Annotated in this window: 14 protein-coding genes; 4 read left to right on the forward strand and 10 right to left on the reverse strand. The window is 41.3% G+C overall.

Annotated features, from left to right (window positions below; genetic code table 11):
- Position 1: 1 nt before the first annotated feature.
- The gene (gene rpsB, locus CBS1_RS06845) at positions 2 to 778 is read right to left on the reverse strand and encodes a 30S ribosomal protein S2 (RefSeq protein WP_033191727.1); all 777 of its coding nucleotides are present in this window, start codon (positions 776 to 778) and stop codon (positions 2 to 4) included.
- Positions 779 to 1087: 309 nt separating this feature from the next.
- Here rpsB and CBS1_RS06850 point away from each other — a divergent pair, with 309 nt between their 5' ends.
- Positions 1088 to 2428, forward strand: coding sequence for a transporter substrate-binding domain-containing protein (locus CBS1_RS06850; RefSeq protein ID WP_090222198.1), 1341 nt, complete (start codon positions 1088 to 1090; stop codon positions 2426 to 2428).
- Positions 2429 to 2440: 12 nt separating this feature from the next.
- Here the strand turns inward: CBS1_RS06850 and CBS1_RS06855 are convergent, their stop codons facing one another.
- The 9 genes from CBS1_RS06855 to CBS1_RS06895 all read right to left on the reverse strand — a co-directional run bounded on the left by CBS1_RS06855 (position 2441) and on the right by CBS1_RS06895 (position 12598).
- On the reverse strand, positions 2441 to 4174 hold the full coding sequence (locus CBS1_RS06855; protein WP_090222197.1) for an HD-GYP domain-containing protein: 1734 nt from the start codon (positions 4172 to 4174) through the stop codon (positions 2441 to 2443).
- 2 nt (positions 4175 to 4176) lie between these two features.
- Positions 4177 to 4509, reverse strand: coding sequence for a hypothetical protein (locus CBS1_RS06860; protein ID WP_033191724.1), 333 nt, complete (start codon positions 4507 to 4509; stop codon positions 4177 to 4179).
- Positions 4510 to 4513: 4 nt separating this feature from the next.
- A complete protein-coding gene (gene der, locus CBS1_RS06865) occupies positions 4514 to 5899 on the reverse strand; it encodes a ribosome biogenesis GTPase Der (RefSeq protein WP_090222195.1) in 1386 nt (461 codons plus the stop codon).
- Complete coding sequence (gene ispH, locus CBS1_RS06870) at positions 5853 to 8453, reverse strand: 4-hydroxy-3-methylbut-2-enyl diphosphate reductase (RefSeq protein WP_033191723.1); 2601 nt, start codon at positions 8451 to 8453, stop codon at positions 5853 to 5855. Before ispH ends, der begins: the two co-directional genes overlap by 47 nt.
- A 25-nt stretch (positions 8454 to 8478) precedes the next feature.
- Positions 8479 to 9144: a (d)CMP kinase gene (gene cmk, locus CBS1_RS06875; protein WP_033191722.1), complete on the reverse strand. Its 666-nt coding sequence runs from the start codon at positions 9142 to 9144 to the stop codon at positions 8479 to 8481.
- Positions 9145 to 9148: 4 nt separating this feature from the next.
- Positions 9149 to 9478: an STAS domain-containing protein gene (locus CBS1_RS06880; RefSeq protein WP_090222193.1), complete on the reverse strand. Its 330-nt coding sequence runs from the start codon at positions 9476 to 9478 to the stop codon at positions 9149 to 9151.
- Positions 9479 to 9514: 36 nt separating this feature from the next.
- The gene (gene aspS / locus CBS1_RS06885) at positions 9515 to 11239 is read right to left on the reverse strand and encodes an aspartate--tRNA ligase (RefSeq protein ID WP_033191720.1); all 1725 of its coding nucleotides are present in this window, start codon (positions 11237 to 11239) and stop codon (positions 9515 to 9517) included.
- Positions 11240 to 11270: 31 nt separating this feature from the next.
- Complete coding sequence (gene fsa, locus CBS1_RS06890; protein ID WP_033191719.1) at positions 11271 to 11924, reverse strand: fructose-6-phosphate aldolase; 654 nt, start codon at positions 11922 to 11924, stop codon at positions 11271 to 11273.
- An 89-nt stretch (positions 11925 to 12013) separates the two neighbouring features.
- Positions 12014 to 12598: a flavin reductase family protein gene (locus CBS1_RS06895; RefSeq protein ID WP_090222192.1), complete on the reverse strand. Its 585-nt coding sequence runs from the start codon at positions 12596 to 12598 to the stop codon at positions 12014 to 12016.
- A gap of 121 nt (positions 12599 to 12719) precedes the next feature.
- Between CBS1_RS06895 and gatA the strand changes: the two genes are divergently transcribed.
- The 3 genes from gatA to CBS1_RS06910 are packed head-to-tail and all read left to right on the forward strand — an operon-like array spanning position 12720 to position 16514.
- Positions 12720 to 14105, forward strand: a complete 1386-nt coding sequence (gene gatA / locus CBS1_RS06900; RefSeq protein WP_090222191.1) for an Asp-tRNA(Asn)/Glu-tRNA(Gln) amidotransferase subunit GatA — start codon at positions 12720 to 12722, stop codon at positions 14103 to 14105.
- Between the two features lie 27 nt (positions 14106 to 14132).
- Positions 14133 to 15572, forward strand: a complete 1440-nt coding sequence (gatB, locus tag CBS1_RS06905; protein WP_090222190.1) for an Asp-tRNA(Asn)/Glu-tRNA(Gln) amidotransferase subunit GatB — start codon at positions 14133 to 14135, stop codon at positions 15570 to 15572.
- 45 nt (positions 15573 to 15617) lie between these two features.
- Complete coding sequence (locus CBS1_RS06910) at positions 15618 to 16514, forward strand: hypothetical protein (RefSeq protein WP_241685498.1); 897 nt, start codon at positions 15618 to 15620, stop codon at positions 16512 to 16514.
- The last annotated feature ends 30 nt before the right edge of the window (positions 16515 to 16544 follow it).

Consider the following 16544-nt stretch of genomic DNA (forward strand, 5'->3'; position numbering starts at 1 on the left):
CTTATATTTCTTCTTCGTCAAGGTTTTCTGGGATATTAATTTCGATTTCTTCTGTTTCAACTGTTGCAGGCATTGCTTCTTCTGTTGAGTATGGTACCCCTTCGCGACCTTCGAGGTATGCATCGGCTATTTTACCAGCGATGAGTGCAATAGCTCTTATTGCATCGTCATTCGATGGGATCACGTAGTCGATTGGATCAGGGTCGCAGTTGGTGTCAACCATTGCAACTATTGGAATTTTGAGGTGGTTGGCTTCCTCAACGGCGATCTTTTCTTTTCTCGGGTCGACTATGAAGATAACATCTGGTAAACTCTTCATGTTCTTCACGCCACCGAGGTTCTTTCTGAGTTTTTCGAGCTTTTTTCTGAGTTTACTCTGTTCCTTCTTTGGCAGCTTGTCGAGTTCACCGTTTGCTTCCATTTCCTCGAGTTCGATGAGTTTCTGAATTCTCGACTGGATTGTGGAGAAGTTTGTAAGAAGTCCGCCGAGCCATCTGTTGTTAACGTAGAATCCTCCGCATCTTTCGGCCTCGTTCTTAACTACTTGCTGTGCTTGTTTTTTCGTTCCGACAAAAAGGATCGTTCCACCCTTGCTCGCGACATCTCTTACAAAATCGTAAGCTTCGTCGAGTAGTTTAACTGTTTTCTGAAGGTCGATGATGTAAATACCTTTCCTTGCACCGTAAATGTACGGCTTCATCTTTGGGTTCCATCTTTGCGTCCTGTGTCCAAAGTGAACACCTGCTTCCAAGAGCTGTTTCATAGTTACCACTGGCATACCTACACCTCCATGATTTGGTTTTATCCTCCGCCCCCTTGACCCACCGACCTTGCACATGGTCTTTAAATTCTCAATTTTGCAAGGCACCGAGGTGGGAAACGGGTTGGCGTGTGGATTGGGGTACTTTTCCAAATTTACGCACTCGAATTTTATCATATATTTTTGTTTAGTCAAGAGTTGAGCGAAGTTAATTCCAATTAGTTGGAAAATGACTTTGCTGTTATGGTATAATTGTGCTAAAATAACCTACAAGTAAGAACTAATTTAACTTGTTCTTAGAAGTCGGAAGGAGTCGGAGGTGAACATGTGATTGTCGAAAAGAAAAAGTTCTTGGCAAAGTTAGTTCTCATTTTGTTATCGGTGTGTTTACTGCCATCGATTTTGTTCTCTGCGATAAAGATAGGTTACTACGATAACTATCCGCTGACCTTCAACGATAACGGCAAACCAAAAGGATTGTTTATAGACGTACTTAGGAAGTCTGGCATTTTGAGTAGTTATGACGTAGAATTTATTTTTGGTGAATTTGCAGACCTTATGCAGCAGCTGAATAAAGGTTACATAGATATGGTAGTTTGCGTTGCGCATACTCCTGAGCGAGAGAAATTGTATTCGTTTAACAAAGAACCCGTGTTGATGAATTGGGGTGTGCTTGTTAGTTTTAAAACGCTCAACGATATCAGCGAATTGGATGGAAGAGCAGTAGCTGTTAATCGTGGGGATATATACTATCAGAAATTTCTGGAAATAGCCCAGTCGTTTGATGTACGGCCGAATTACGTAGGATTCGATACATACGAGAGCGTAATAAAAGCTGTGAACGATGGTATCGCGATTGCTGGAGTGGTTAGCAGACTATCGTATCTTGTCAACAGCAGTAAGTATCCGAGAGTGAGAGCCACATCTTTAGTTTTCAGCCCTGTTCAACTTAAATACGCAATACGCAGAGGTTCGGAAATCGCCAATAAAGATGTGTTGGAGAAGATCGACAAAACGATAGCATTAATGAAATCCTCTGGTGAGTTGGATGATCTCTTCAACTCGTATTTTAGAACGCAGGTTAATAGAACGACTTTAGGTTTAGAAACATATATGATTTTCATCTTTGCTGGTATCTACATAACAAGCATACTGATTTTCAAAAACATGTTAAAAGTTCAAAAACAGCGCTACGAACAAGCACTTGAATTAAATAAGCAAGCACTTGCCCAGCAAGTAATCGATGAAACAAGAGGTATTTATACTTACGGTATAGGAACTGAGATACTGAAAAAATACATGGAACTTTCAAAAAGAGAAAATCATCTGCTCGGTGTTGTTTGTGTGGAATTTGAAGGAAAGACGTGCGAACAAGAAAAAGAAAAGCTGGAGAAGATATTAAACGAAGAGACAAAAATGGGAGATTTTGTGATCCACGTGGCAGGTAGTACATACGCTGTTGTCCTTTACAAATATGGTGTGTTCTTCGCAGAACACTTCAGACGAAGGATAGGTGATTTAATAACAGATGAAGGACTCATGTGCAATGTCTATGTAGGTTTTGTCAAACACAACATAAGCGGTGATTCGACCGCTGAATCACTTATATACGAAGCAGTTGCGGAAATGGAGAAAGAAAAAGATTTTTGGAAAAGGGTTAAAGAATAAACCGAAAGAAAACTATTTCAATTCCTCCCAAATTTTTCGAATCTCCTCATGATGTTCTTTAAATATATCAAGCACTTTCGGTGAAAAGTGCTCCGGGGAAGTTCTTCCATCTCCATCGAGGATGATCCTCAGTGCTTCTTCGTGCGACATACCTTTTTTATATGGCCTATCGGAGCGCAATGCATCGTATATGTCCACAATCTTGACAATTTGCGCTTCGATTGGTATTTCCTCTCCAACCAAACCAAAGGGATAACCGGAGCCATCATGATTTTCGTGGTGGTACAGTGCGATGTTCAACGCGGTTTCAAATCCGGGTACATCCAATATCCTTTTTGCGTAAACAGTATGTTTTTTCATCTCTTCCCATTCTTCTGGTGTCAATTTTCCCGGTTTGAGCAGTATCTCTTTCGGTATGAAGATCTTACCAATATCGTGCAAGCTGGCAAACATGTCCACATCTTCGATCTTCTCATCGGCTAAGCCTAATTTTTCTGCAAGCAATTTTGAGAGTCGCTTAACTCTATAGATGTGTTGACCAGTGTTTTCGTCGTATCCTTCAGCTATAACAGCTAATTTTTCAGAAATGCTGACCAATAACCTTCTGAATTCTTCGCTCTTGAGCCTTAGCTCGTCGTAGGAACGCATTAGTTCTTCATTAGTTGCTTCGAGCTCTTCCATTGTTGCGCTAAGCTCTTGGAGTATCGCTGACAATGTTTCGTAAAACTCCTGTGTCTCAACCAGGTTAAAATTACCAGCTGGTGGTAGGGTACCCGTATTTCCAATTTCTCTTACGGCAATCGATAACTTACTCATATCTGAGGCAAATGGCTTTACGGTTGCGTTAGTGGAAAGGATCGTGAAAACAGTGACACTTACAACAAGTGTAAGCATGAATGTAAGAACATAAAACAAGATTTTTCTGAAATCAAAAACCACTTTTAGATAGATCGGAATTTTAATTTCTCCGTAAGAAGAGAAATCATATGCTTTATAATAAATATCTTGTAACCAACCTGCCTTGAAGTACTGTCGCGTAAATCCTCTCGCAATCACTTGATCGGGTGTCTTCTTAGAAGTGTCCAGTCTGTTCTCATAATCAACATATATCGCAATCTCCAAGATATTTCCAGCTGTAAGTCCTGACAAGCCCTTTATGAATCCATCGTACAACTTTTGATTTAAGTAGAAGGTGAAAAGCAGATATCTGTTGTCTGTCTCAGAAAGTTTTAGCCACACGTATTTTACCATACGAGCTGTACCGGGAACGAAACCGGTGATATGTGGCAACGAACCTGCAAGAAGAACGTTAGGTTTAAAACCGATGTTTTCTACGTTTGATAGGTAACCTGTAGCTCTTATAATGTCTCCCTTTTCATTTATCAAAGCTACGTTTAAGTCAACAAAAAGACTTGGTATGTTATTCAATACAACTCTTGAAAGTTGTTCGTTTATTTTTTCTAAAGCTTCATTTTCATTTAGATTCTCAATAAGCGTTTTAGCTATCTGAAGGTTGGCCTTGACGTAATTTTCTAACTCATCATCGTGATGGGAAATCACCGTATTGAGTGTTTCAAGGAAATTTCGAAGCGATAGGTCTATTTTTTCGAAATGCGCTTTTGAGTTTTCCATGCTGTAGAACTTTACCCAAAACAGCGCAATGGCCAAAACAAGGCCAGTGACTAAGAACGCAATTACAATATTACGAATAAGAATTTTCCTTTTCAACTGATCAACCCTGAGCATTCTCACACCTTCCCATCGCTTGTATCCATCTGATTCAAAATTTTCAATCTGTCGGGATTTTCGTAGTTCAAACAACATCCGCTTCCAAAGAGCCTAATTTCAAGTTTTTGAGCTTCTTCGTACGCGTTTATCTCTTCGAATTTACTGCAGAGGTTATCTTCCGTTAAGTATTTGCACTGGTTTTTCTCATAGTCCCATTCGCCGTAGTAACAAACGGTGTGCCTACAACACCAACCACACTTCACACACGGCGGGCACGCCGTTTGTTTTGCCTCATTCAGCATCTGTTCAAGTGCGCCTAAGAATTCGTCTGATAAAGGCTCAGAGTTACCCATAAGTTTATTCTCTCTCCTTGAATTTCAAAAATATCGGAGCACCAGTAAACGGATCGACCTGCTCTCTTATTGTTTTTCTTATCGCGTTTTGGAAACTCTCAGGCACTTCTAATTTATTCACAAAGAATAAAAACGTTGGTGGTCGAATATCTACTTGTAATCCGTAGTAGAGTTTCAGTCCATGAGGTGGTCGGGCTATCATCCTTTGAATGGCGGCATTCACAGCACTTGTTGGTACCCTTCTGTGTAGTGAATCGTAAGCGGTGTTTATAGACCTTACGAGTTCCTTGTAGCCCACGTGGTTTATCGCACTCGTAAAGACAACAGGTGCAAAGTCAACAAAATACAATTTTTCGCTGAACTGGTCCATAAAATCTTTGACCCTTTTATCCGCATGTTTGATCAAGTCCCACTTGTTGAAAACAACGACGATGCCTTTACCATTCTTCTCAGCAAGCCCTGCTATTCTCTGGTCTTGTCTTGTTATACCCTCCGTCGAGTCGATAACTAAAACTACCACATCGGAGCGTTCTATTGCGTCTATAGTTCTGAACGTGCTCACACGTTCTATGAAGTCTTCAATTCTACTCTTTTTCCTCAATCCAGCAGTATCAACAAAGAGGTAGTTTTTATCCCCGATTTTGACGATCTCATCTATTGTATCGCGTGTTGTTCCTGCTATCGGTGTTACAAGTGCACGCTCTTCCTTTACGATCATATTGAAAAGGGAAGACTTGCCAGCGTTTGGTCTACCAACGATTGCTACTCTTATGAGATTCTCCAACTTCGGTGCACTGCTCAAATCGTATCCTTTCTCTTCAAGCTTTGAGATGATCAATTCTACCAATTCGTCGAGGTTTTTGCTCTGTTCTGCGGAAACAGGGAAAGGTTCACCAAATCCCAAACTGAAAAGCTCGGGATAAACCTTTGAGTAGTTCTTTTCGCTCTCTGATTTGTTAGCTACTAAGATAACGTCTACCCCAGATTTTCTAAGCATATCGGCGATAGTATGATCTTCGGAAGAAAGTCCATTCTTTCCGTCTACCACAAAGAGTATCAAATCGCTTTCTTGCAGAGCCTTGAGCGTGAATTCTCTACTCTTTTCGTAGATCTCGTCTTCTTTTCCTTCAAAGATTCCGCACGTATCAACAAGCTGGAACGTTTTGTCAAAATAGACGACGCGGTCAACGACCGCGTCCCTGGTTGTTCCTCGCTCGTCCGCAACTATTGATTTCTTTTTGCCGATAAGCTTGTTGAAGAGCGTTGATTTTCCAACATTGCTTTTACCAACTATCAGCACCGTTGGTAACTTGTTTGTGGTGAACGATTTATTTGTCTGACCTTCAGTCTTTACTTGCTCCCCTTTCTGGTTCTTCGGATTCAACAGCATTCTCCAATTTTCCCTCCATACTCACTTGAGCTGTACCTTTTTGTTCTTCGTCTTTTGCTGTTTTCAAAGCAATTTCGTCATCGTGTGCTTTAGGACTTACAATGATTTTGTAAATATCTTTTTGTGGTTCAAGTTTGATGATTTTTCCGCTTACTTCGTCGCCTATGTTTAACGTTTCGTAGACTTGTGTTTTCGGTATGTACACTTCAACGCCTTCACAAAGACCGATGTAGCCTTTATCTAGGACTTTGATAATCTTTGCGCTTACCGTATCTCCTTCTTTGTGATTTTTGGCAAATTTCTCCCATGGGTTTTCTTTTGCTCTTCGGATGCTGACCTTGATCTTTTTATTTTCTTTGTCGATTGAGAGTATCTGGAATTTCACTTGTTCTCCTTCTTTTACAACCTCTTCTATTTTATCGACGAAGTTCCAGCATATTTCTGAAATGTTGCAAAAACCCGTTATATTTGGTTCAAGCTCGACGATAACTCCGTTTGGAAGTACCTTTACAACCTTACCAGTAGCAATGCTTCCTTCCGGATATTTTTCCGCAACCTTGTCCCACGGGTTTCCCTCAACGGATTTGTAGCTAAGCAGAATTCTTCTTTTCTCAGGAACGATTTCAAGTATTTGCAATTTAACCGCATCGCCAACGGCAACAACGTCAGTGACTTTTCCGGGTTTGCCCCAGAAGATTTCTGATATGGGCACGAGACCTTCAATACCATCATCAATCTTTGCAAAGAAACCGAACGGCTTTATCGATGTGACGATACCTGTAACTTGCTGTCCTACTTGGAATTTCTTAGTCACATTTTCCCATGGATCTGGCATCAGAGCTTTTAAACTTAGCGTTATTCTTTTTCTTGTTGGGTCGATTTCTTTGATTTGCAATTTTACGGTTTTACCAACTGAAAGTACGTCTGATGCCTTGGCATTCGTGTTGTAAGAAACTTCCTGATTTGGCAGGAAACCAGTCAAAACACCACCGATTTTGACAAATGCACCACGTTCATCGATGTTTTCAACAATACCTTCGACAACGTCACCTTGTTTTTTCGTTTGGAAGAATTCTTCAACAAGTTTTTGGAAAAGCTTTTTTCTTGAAACGACGATGTTGGTCTTTCTTCCGCGCTGCTCAAAATTAATGACTGCAAAGTGCATCTTTTCCCTTGGTAATTCTTCACCTTCCTTTAAATTAGATTCACTACCTGGAAGGAACGCTTCCACAACGTTTTCAAGAAGAACTCTGTATCCACCTTTTATCCTTTCAAGGATCCTACCTGTGACAGTCTTTCCCTCGTTGAATGCGTTTAATATATCTTCCATAACTTTTCTTTGCATCGGCTTTTTCTCAGAAAGAATGGCAGTTCCTTCTTCCTCGTTGAATTTTTCTATCCTAACAAGGATTTTCTGCCCCACTTTGTATTCAGAAAGGTCTCTGTAAAGCTCTTCAAGTGGTACAACACCTGTGCCCTTCCATCCAAAATCTACGTTTAATCCCGTTGGCGTAACCTCAGTCACGGTACCTTCAACTACGCGCCCCTTCCCCACGCGATTCTGTTCCATAGCCTTTTCAGATTCGTTGAGGAGTTCTTCAAAAGAAGGTTCTAAGTTTTCTTTTGACTCTTCAAAGTTTTCCTGCCCTTCCTGGACAGCGTTGTTGAGTTTCTCAAATTCCGCCATGAAAAGTTCCCTCCCACCGTATTTTTCAAGTATGTATTTGACGATGTTGCTAACATCGCTATTCGATGTTGAAGTACCACTTAAAATGCCAATCTTTGAACTGGAACTTGAAAGGGTCTCCAAAAGCTCAGCATCAGTAGAAATTACATGTTTAAATTCTTCAAGGTCTTCAATATGTATTGCTTTTGCATTGCCTTGCTGGTAAGCGATTTCGTAAAGCTTCTTTGTATTTGAACTGTTCTTTCCACCGACAACGATGACTAAGTCGCATTTTTCTCCAAAGACTTTGGCAAATTTTTCTCGCTCAATAGTGACATTGCATATGGTATTGTAACTGACAATTTGGCAATCCGGGTTTAGTGTTTTCATCAATTCTATGAATTTTTCATACCCTTCCTTTGAACTCGTTGTTTGACTAATAACTGCCCACTTTCCTGGTTCAAGGCGAACTGGGGTCTTGGTGATTATGGAATCCTCAACATGCCCTTTTAGTGCTACCATTTCCGCATGTTGCGGGTTACCATAGGCAACGATTCTAAATCCATCGCTTCTAAGCTTTTCAGCAAGCTTAAATACGTTTAAAACTATAGGACATGTTAAGTCTACTATCTTAAATTGCTGCGAAAGCTCTTTTATTGTCTTCGGAGGTAAGCCATGTGCTCTGACAGCAAAAATCTCACCAACGGAACTTACATTGTCCTGTGTTTTCAAACCAAGTTCCTTAAGGTGCAACATTACGTTCTTGTTGTGCACTATCTCGCCATCTGTGAGAACACTTCTTCCTTCCCGAAGTAGTTGTTCAACCTTCTCAACGGCTCTTTCAACACCAAAACAAAATCCAACAGGACCGATAAAAATTTCTGGCATGGAAATTTTTCTCCTTTGCCATTTTTTACCTTGTTAATTTACATCGCTCTTTAACGATTTCTAATATTTTCTCCACCACTTCCTCAACGCTCAGGTTCGAAGAATCGATCTCAATAGCATCCTCTGCTTTGACCAAAGGGGCTATCTCTCTGGAAGAATCTAGTTTGTCTCGTTCTATTATCTGTCGAAGGAGTTCGTCGTAACTCACTTCCAAACCTTTCATTTTGAGTTCTTCGTATCTTCTCTTTGCCCTAACTTCTGGCGAAGCGACTAGGAATATTTTAACTTGCGCATCCGGCATGACGACGGTACCGATATCACGACCTTCTGCAACGATGCTTCTGTTTGCACAGATCTCTTTTTGCAGCTTTGTCAAAAATTTCCTCACTACGGGGCTTGCCCCGTACTGGGAAGCGTAAACACCCGCTTGAGCAGTTCTGATCTCATCTCCTATTTTCTTGCCGTTCAAATAGTACTCCCCATCTTTGTATTCGATTGAAACTTCGTTAAGTATTTTTTCGATTTCTTCAGTTGAATCAGGATTTACACCGCAGTTATGTAAGTAAAGTCCAACGATACGATACATTGCCCCTGTATCAAGGTACTCAATTCCCAGCCTCTTGGCGAGTTCTCTTGCAACGGTAGTCTTTCCGGAGCCGGCTGGTCCGTCTATTGCTATCTTGCAGTGCAATTTATCATGCCTCCTCAACAGTTTGGACAATTTTGAAGACTCTATCAAGCCTTGTCATTTCAAATATTCTCATAACGGTTTGTTTCAGCGAAGCAAGAACGAGTTCTTTTTCAGCCATTCTGGCATCTTTGTAAAGCGCTACTAAACTACCAAGCCCTGCACTGTCGATGTAGTTAACCTCGGACATATCGAGTACAATCTTTGGTAACTTAGTCTCGGCAATGGCGTCTTTGATGAATTTCTTAACCTCTCCTGAATGATACGCATCTATTTCGCCATGTATAGAGATGATGAGTTTGTCACCTTGTTCCTTTTTCTCAAACTTAATAGCCATACGCACACCTCCCATTTACGCTGAATGTTGCGATATTTACTGCTTTAAGGAAATTCCTAACTCATCGAGTTGCCTTTGTGAAACTGGTGATGGTGCATTTGTTAACAAACACGTTCCGCTCGATGTTTTCGGGAATGCTATAACTTCCCTGATACTGTCAGCACCAGCGGCGATGGTAACCAGTCTGTCCAAACCAAACGCTATTCCACCGTGCGGTGGTACACCGTATTTGAGTGCTTCCAAGAAAAAGCCGAATTTCTCTTCCATTTCTTCTTTCGTCAAACCTATTATATCAAAAACTTTCTCTTGTATATCCTTCCTGTGTATCCTTATACTTCCACCACCGACTTCGAAGCCGTTGATAACCATATCGTACGCATGTGCCCTGATTTTTGAAAGTTCAACGCCGCTTTCTAAATCCTCGACATACGGCATTGTGAATGGATGGTGTCTTGCAACAAATCTGTTTTCTTCTTCACTCCACTCGAGGAATGGGAAGTCTATGATCCACATGGCATCGTAGCCTTCAACTTTGAAGTGTTCTTTTCCTATCTTAAGCCTCAGAGCACCTAATGCTTCGTTCAGTCTTTCCCTGTTGCTGTGGGCTGCAAGGATAAGAACATCCCCTTCTTTCATTTCAAAGGCTTTCGATATTTCAGTGTACTCTTTTTCTAAGTACTTCGCTGTGGTGGAGGTGATTTGACCATTTTCAATCTTAAACCACAGTACACCACCTAAGCCGAATGCTTTCACAAACTCCGAGTATTCGTCTGCTATCTTCCTACTCATCGGTATGTTAGTTTTAAAGCCTTTTACAAACCCTCCGTTATTCAATACATCTGCCACGATTTTGAATTGGGTGTTTGTAAAGTAGTTGGTTAAATCTTGGAGCTCCATCCCGTATCTTCTGTCAGGTTTATCTGAACCGTACTTCTCCATCGCTTCTTCGTATGGTATTCTGTCAAATTTCTCAGGTAGCTGTATCCCTACTTTGGAATATATGTACCGAATGAGGTTTTCCGCAAGTTCCAAGACATCTTCCATGTGGACAAACGACATTTCGATGTCAATTTGCGTGAATTCGGGTTGTCTATCAGCTCTTAGATCTTCATCACGAAAGCATCGTACGATTTGGAAGTATCTATCCATTCCACCGATCATGAGTATCTGCTTGAAAAGTTGTGGGCTCTGAGGGAGAGCGTAGAAGTTCCATTTTTTCAATCTTGAGGGCACGAGGAAATCCCTGGCACCTTCAGGCGTGCTTTTTGTTAAGTATGGCGTTTCGATTTCTAAAAAGCCTTGATTTGTGAGGAATTCTCTCGCATGGAATGCCATTTTGTGCCTGATTATGAGATTATTTGCCATCTTTGGATTTCTGAGGTCTAAGTATCTGTACTTCAAGCGCATTTCTTCAGAAACATCATCACCAGGATAGAACGGCGGAAGTTCAGATTTTGAAAGAATTTCTATCTTTTCAGCAAGAACTTCTATCTCACCTGTTGGATCGGAGGTCACGGCCTCTTTGGGTCTTGCACGGACGGTGCCTTCTACATTGATGACATCTTCTCTGGAAATAGAATTTACAATTGAATAGGCTGGTGAATCAGGGTTCACAACAACTTGCGTTTTACCGTACCTGTCCCTAAGAACGATGAATTTTACGCCGCCAAGGTCTCTGATTCTATCAACCCAGCCCGCAAGTTTTACTTGTTTTCCTTCATCTCTTAAGCGAAGCTCCCCACAAGTATGCGAACGATACATCTATTTACCTCCCTTTGTTTTTCCATTACTTTTACTTTTTCGAAGCTTTGTACGATTCCCAGTCTTGCAGGAACCGCTTTATTCCAACATCTGTAAGAGGATGTGTGAACATCTTTTTGAGTACTTCAAATGGTACAGTTGCTATGTCCACACCGATAAGTGCAGCCTCAACAACGTGCATCGGATGTCTGATGCTTGCAGCTATCACTTCCGTTTCAAATCCGTAGTTAACAAAAATCTGCATGATCTCTTCCAGTAATTTTATCCCGTCGTTTCCGTTATCGTCTATTCTTCCAATAAAGGGACTGACGTACGTTGCACCGGCTTTTGCCGCAAGGAGTGCTTGGTTTGCACTGAACACGAGAGTCACATTCGTTCTAATTCCTTCGGCTGACAGGATTTTGACCGCTTTAATTCCGTCTGGTGTCATTGGGATTTTCACTACAACATGGTCATCGATGGAGGCAAGTTTTCTGGCTTCTTCGACCATACCTTCCCAGTTCAACGAGATGACTTCAGCGGAGACAGGCCCTTGAACAAGTTCGCAGATTTCCTTTATCCGCTTTTCAAAATCGGCTCCTTCTTTTGCGATAAGCGTTGGATTTGTTGTAACTCCATCGACAATACCCCATTCGACCCCTTGCCTTATCTCTTCAAGGTTGGCTGTATCAAGGAAAATCTTCATATCAGTTCACCCCCATCAATGCATTTTAGTGATTGCGAAACCTATGCTATGATTATACCACAGTTCTTTTAAGTTTTGAAAGACCAAAGTTATCCTTTTCTATTTTTGTTGATTTCATCGTAGACTTCCTCTTTTCCAAATTTCACACTCTCACTATTAGCGAATGTGTATCTATCGTTACCGTGGTACAATAGCAATGATTTTGACAAGCCATTTTCGTAGTAAGACTTGTCGTAGTGTATTCCAAGTATTTCTCCAACATAGAGAATATGGTCGCCGTAGGTTCTTGAGTCAACGATTTTACATTCATAACAGGCTATGGCGTTTTCTAAAACAGGTACGGTAGCGACCTTTCCATCGAAATACTTCAAACCGAACGTTTTGACCTTGTCAAGCTCTCTACCCGAAGTTCTACCGACAAAACCAGCGGTCTTGTAGTCTTCGAATTTTAGAAAGTTAACCGAAAATGCGTTACTTTGCTTTAGAAGTTCGTTTGTATACCTTTTCGGTGAAATGAGCACTCCGTAAAGTGGTGGATCAAACGAAAGTTGCGTATGCCAGGCTGCGGACATGAAATTTACTTTCTCACCGGCTTTGACACCTACTATGGCAACGGGGAATGGGTAATGGTAGTAGTATTTACCGCTGCTTGGTTCGAAGATTAACGAACTCATTAAGACTCCCTCCCGTCGTTTAATTGCCAGTATTTTTGCTTTATTATCAATTCTAACATACAACGGTGCATTTTGTTAAAGATGTGGTATAATTTCCTGAGAAAGCAAGGAGGTGTTCACTTTGAGAGAGAAATTTTTCAACACAGAAGAATTTAAGAAACTAACTCTCAGTCAAGCTTTTGAATTTGCAAAAGATAATCCAGACCTACTTGTGAAAACATCTCTGGAGGTTATCGAGAAAGAAGACAAAGTGCTGAATGCATTTATAAGTGTCAACAAAGAAGCTCCGAGTGGTGTTCCTATCGGAATAAAGGATAACATAAACGTTCAGGGGATAGAAACAACCTGTGCATCGAAAATACTGAAGGGCTACGTGGCTACTTACGATGCTACGGTTGTGAAAAAGCTCAAATCTACAGGTTTTTCTGTTGTCGGAAAGACCAATCTCGATGAATTTGCAATGGGAGCAAGTACCGAATATTCTTCGTTTGGACCAACAAGAAATCCGCATGACATAGAAAGAGTTGCTGGGGGAAGTAGTGGCGGTTCGGCTGCAGCTGTCGCTGCTGGCGAAGTAGTGGCAGCCCTTGGTAGTGATACGGGAGGTTCTATTAGACAGCCGGCAGCCTTTTGTGGTGTTGTCGGCTTTAAACCGTCGTACGGCTTAGTTTCACGTTACGGGCTTGTTGCGTTTGCGTCTTCTTTGGACCAGATAGGACCTATCACAAAAACTGTTGAAGATAGCGCTATATTGATGAACATAATCGCTGGGAAAGATGAAAACGATTCTACCACGGTTGAGAGGCAGATAGATTTTACACAATTCATCGGCAAAGAATTGCCGAGGATGAAAATCGCCGTTGCGAAGCAGTCATTTGACGAAGGAGTAGAAGAAGGTGTCAAGCAAAAGGTTGAGGAGTTCGTTAGGTTTGTTGAAAATTTCGGACATTCTGTGGAGCTGGTCGATATAGACGAGATCAAATATTCCGTTGCGACGTATTACATAATCGCACCATCGGAAGTAAGCTCAAATTTATCTAGATTTGATGGGGTGAAATACGGTCTAAGAATATCAGCGGAAGGACTAAGGGAGATGTACGAAAAGACTAGAGGGATAGGCTTTGGGGATGAAGTTAAAAGGAGGATACTCATAGGAACGTTCACATTGAGCGCAGCCTATTACGATGCATATTTTGAAAAGGCCCAGAAGGTGCGAAGGAAAATAGCCATGAAGCTCAACAACGTCTTCGAACAGTACGATTTTATCGTTACTCCAACTTCCCCTATCGTTGCTTTCAAAATAGGTTCTGTAAGTGACCCGCTTGTTTATTATATGATGGACATATTCACAATTCCTGCGAATCTTGCAGGTTTACCTGCCATCAGCGTGCCATTTGGCAAGGTAGGACATCTTCCGGTGGGAATCCAAATAATGGGACCAAGGTTTTCCGATGCCAAGGTCTTAGGTTTCGCTGACCAGATTGAAAGGCATTTGAAGGATAAGTAATTATAACCGAGGAGGTTGAATGAGAGCATGGATAAACTAGATAGATACAAGCCCGTTATAGGTCTTGAGATACATGTTCAGTTAAGTACCAAGACGAAAGCTTTCTGCAGTTGTAGTGCAGATGTGTTCGATTTGGAACCGAATACTTCGATATGTCCGGTTTGTACAGGTCAACCTGGGGCATTGCCTGTACCGTCTTTAGAGATGTTTGAATTGGGAGTTAAGCTGGGATTGGCTTTGAATTGCAAGATAAACAAATATTCGAGATTCGATAGAAAAAATTACTTCTATCCTGATTTGCCGAAAGGCTATCAGATTACGCAATTTTTCTACCCGCTTGCAGAATACGGATTTTTGGAAGTTGAAGGTAAAAAGGTCCGAATAAGAAGAATACACTTAGAGGAAGATGCAGGAAAGCTTATGCATGCTGGTGATAATATCACCGAAGCTGACTACTCACTCGTAGATATGAACAGGTGTGGTGTTCCGTTGGCTGAGATTGTCACAGAACCCGATATAGAATCGCCTGAGCAGGCAAGAATATTTATGGAAAAGCTTAGAAGTATCTTGAGGTACATCGGTGTCAGCAGTGGCGATATGGAAAAAGGTGCTATGCGCTGTGATGCAAACATCTCTGTATTAGACACCTTAACAGGAAGGCAGAGCAACAAAGTAGAAGTGAAGAACATGAACTCGTTTAGATTCGTTGAAAAGGCGCTTGAGTACGAATACGAACGCATCGTAGAGCTCATGGAAAAGGGTTTGGAAGTGGAGAGAGAAACAAGAGGATGGAATTTGAATACAAAGACAACGGTCAGCATGAGAAGTAAAGAAGAAGCGCACGATTACAGGTACTTTCCAGAACCAGATATACCTCCCGTATTACTTGAGGATGAATTCATCGAGCAAATTAAATCAACGATCGGTGAATTACCTGAACAAAGACTTCGCAGGTTTGTTGAAAGTTACGGGTTGAACGCAAAAGAAGCGTGGGCATTGGTTGAGGATAAAGAGGTTGGTGATTTGTACGAAGAAGCAGTTAAAAAGAGTGGAGAGCCAAAAGAAGTTGCCAACTGGTTTTTAACTGAGCTCTTCAGACTGTACAGTGAGCACGAACCAGAAAAGCTACACGTAAATGCTGATACTTTTGCGCAAATTATCGGCTTGGTGAAAGATGGCACTATTTCAAGAAACATGGCAAAAGAGGTGTTCCAAGAATCCGTTCTCACAGGTAAGATGCCAAAACAGATAGTTGAAGAAAAGGGTTTAAGACAAGTTGACGATGCATCATTGATAGAAGAGATTGCAAAGAAGGTCATCGAAAGCCATCCAAAAGAGGTTGAAACCTTCAAAGCGGGAAAAGAAGGTCTCTTCGGTTTCTTTGTTGGACAAGTTATGAAGGAACTAAAAGGAAAGGCCAATCCTAAAACCGTAAACGAGGTACTGAACAGACTACTGAAAGGATGAGTCGGGAAGGGAACGCGTTTGACAAAGCTTGAGGGGGGAACTGGGATGTTTGGAAAGAGGCAGCTAAGGAAGTTGCTAACAGTTGGTGTATTCTTGTTTCTCTTTTTCACAGTAGCTTTTGGAGATTTAATGGAAGATATTACCAATATTGTGAAAGGCATAAGTCCTGAAATACATGGGATGTACAATGCACTTTCGCTGAATATGTGGAATGCATCACTAATTTACGAAGACTCCAAGCTGGCAATAGGATTAAGACTGCACGATGAAAGTACCAGAAGCGAATCGTACAAACTGGGATTCATAACGATGAAACGGCCGGTTGACAAAAGCTATTTCAACTTTATGGCTTTTGTCGGGCAAGTGCATGGTGTTGCACTAACGATTGGGTACGAGAGCTATTCGATACCTGTCACGGGATTTGAAAAAACGTACTACATTTCTACAAACCAAGTCCTGCAATCAGAATATTCAAAGACTTGGTTGTCATTGCCAAGTATTCCATTAGGTGAAACGATTATAGGGCCGTTTGCGTTAAACTATGAAGGCTTCTCACTTTCAAAACTGGGAAATGAAGAACCGAAAATTGAAATAAACCTAAAGAGAGGTTATGCGTTGATCGATACGCTACCTCTTAGCTTTGTTCAAATTGGCGGTATATACTCATTTGGCATGTTCTTGTTTGCGGATAAGTCGCTTGAGCAGGGAGCAATCGTGAACTTAGGTTGGGATTTTGACGAGGGCAGATTGGTAGGTGTCCTTGGTGGAAGATTATTCATAGACTTCCAGGATTTCAGATTTTTCTTTGCAACGTTTGGAACGTACATCCCGTCGTCGCAAAACGTCAAATACGGTGTCTGGTTTAGATTTCTCTCACCGATATCAGGAGATTTGATAATTCAGAATAACGTGGCTTACTTCAAATTAAGATTTTCTGAATGACTTGAATAAACAACTCGGAGAGGCTGAGTA

Origin of the sequence: Fervidobacterium changbaicum (assembly GCF_004117075.1) — a bacterium.
GTDB lineage: Bacteria > Thermotogota > Thermotogae > Thermotogales > Fervidobacteriaceae > Fervidobacterium > Fervidobacterium islandicum.

What these genes read in the sequence shown, in the direction of transcription:
- rpsB (WP_033191727.1), bottom strand. Translation starts at nt 778, where the DNA reads ATGCCAGTGGTAACTATGAAACAGCTCTTGGAAGCAGGTGTTCACTTT.
- CBS1_RS06880 (WP_090222193.1), bottom strand. Translation starts at nt 9,478, where the DNA reads ATGGCTATTAAGTTTGAGAAAAAGGAACAAGGTGACAAACTCATCATC.
- ispH (WP_033191723.1), bottom strand. Translation starts at nt 8,453, where the DNA reads ATGCCAGAAATTTTTATCGGTCCTGTTGGATTTTGTTTTGGTGTTGAA.
- CBS1_RS06895 (WP_090222192.1), bottom strand. Translation starts at nt 12,598, where the DNA reads ATGAGTTCGTTAATCTTCGAACCAAGCAGCGGTAAATACTACTACCAT.
- aspS (WP_033191720.1), bottom strand. Translation starts at nt 11,239, where the DNA reads ATGTATCGTTCGCATACTTGTGGGGAGCTTCGCTTAAGAGATGAAGGA.
- CBS1_RS06910 (WP_241685498.1), top strand. Translation starts at nt 15,618, where the DNA reads ATGTTTGGAAAGAGGCAGCTAAGGAAGTTGCTAACAGTTGGTGTATTC.
- CBS1_RS06860 (WP_033191724.1), bottom strand. Translation starts at nt 4,509, where the DNA reads ATGGGTAACTCTGAGCCTTTATCAGACGAATTCTTAGGCGCACTTGAA.
- gatB (WP_090222190.1), top strand. Translation starts at nt 14,133, where the DNA reads ATGGATAAACTAGATAGATACAAGCCCGTTATAGGTCTTGAGATACAT.
- CBS1_RS06855 (WP_090222197.1), bottom strand. Translation starts at nt 4,174, where the DNA reads ATGCTCAGGGTTGATCAGTTGAAAAGGAAAATTCTTATTCGTAATATT.
- der (WP_090222195.1), bottom strand. Translation starts at nt 5,899, where the DNA reads ATGCTGTTGAATCCGAAGAACCAGAAAGGGGAGCAAGTAAAGACTGAA.
- fsa (WP_033191719.1), bottom strand. Translation starts at nt 11,924, where the DNA reads ATGAAGATTTTCCTTGATACAGCCAACCTTGAAGAGATAAGGCAAGGG.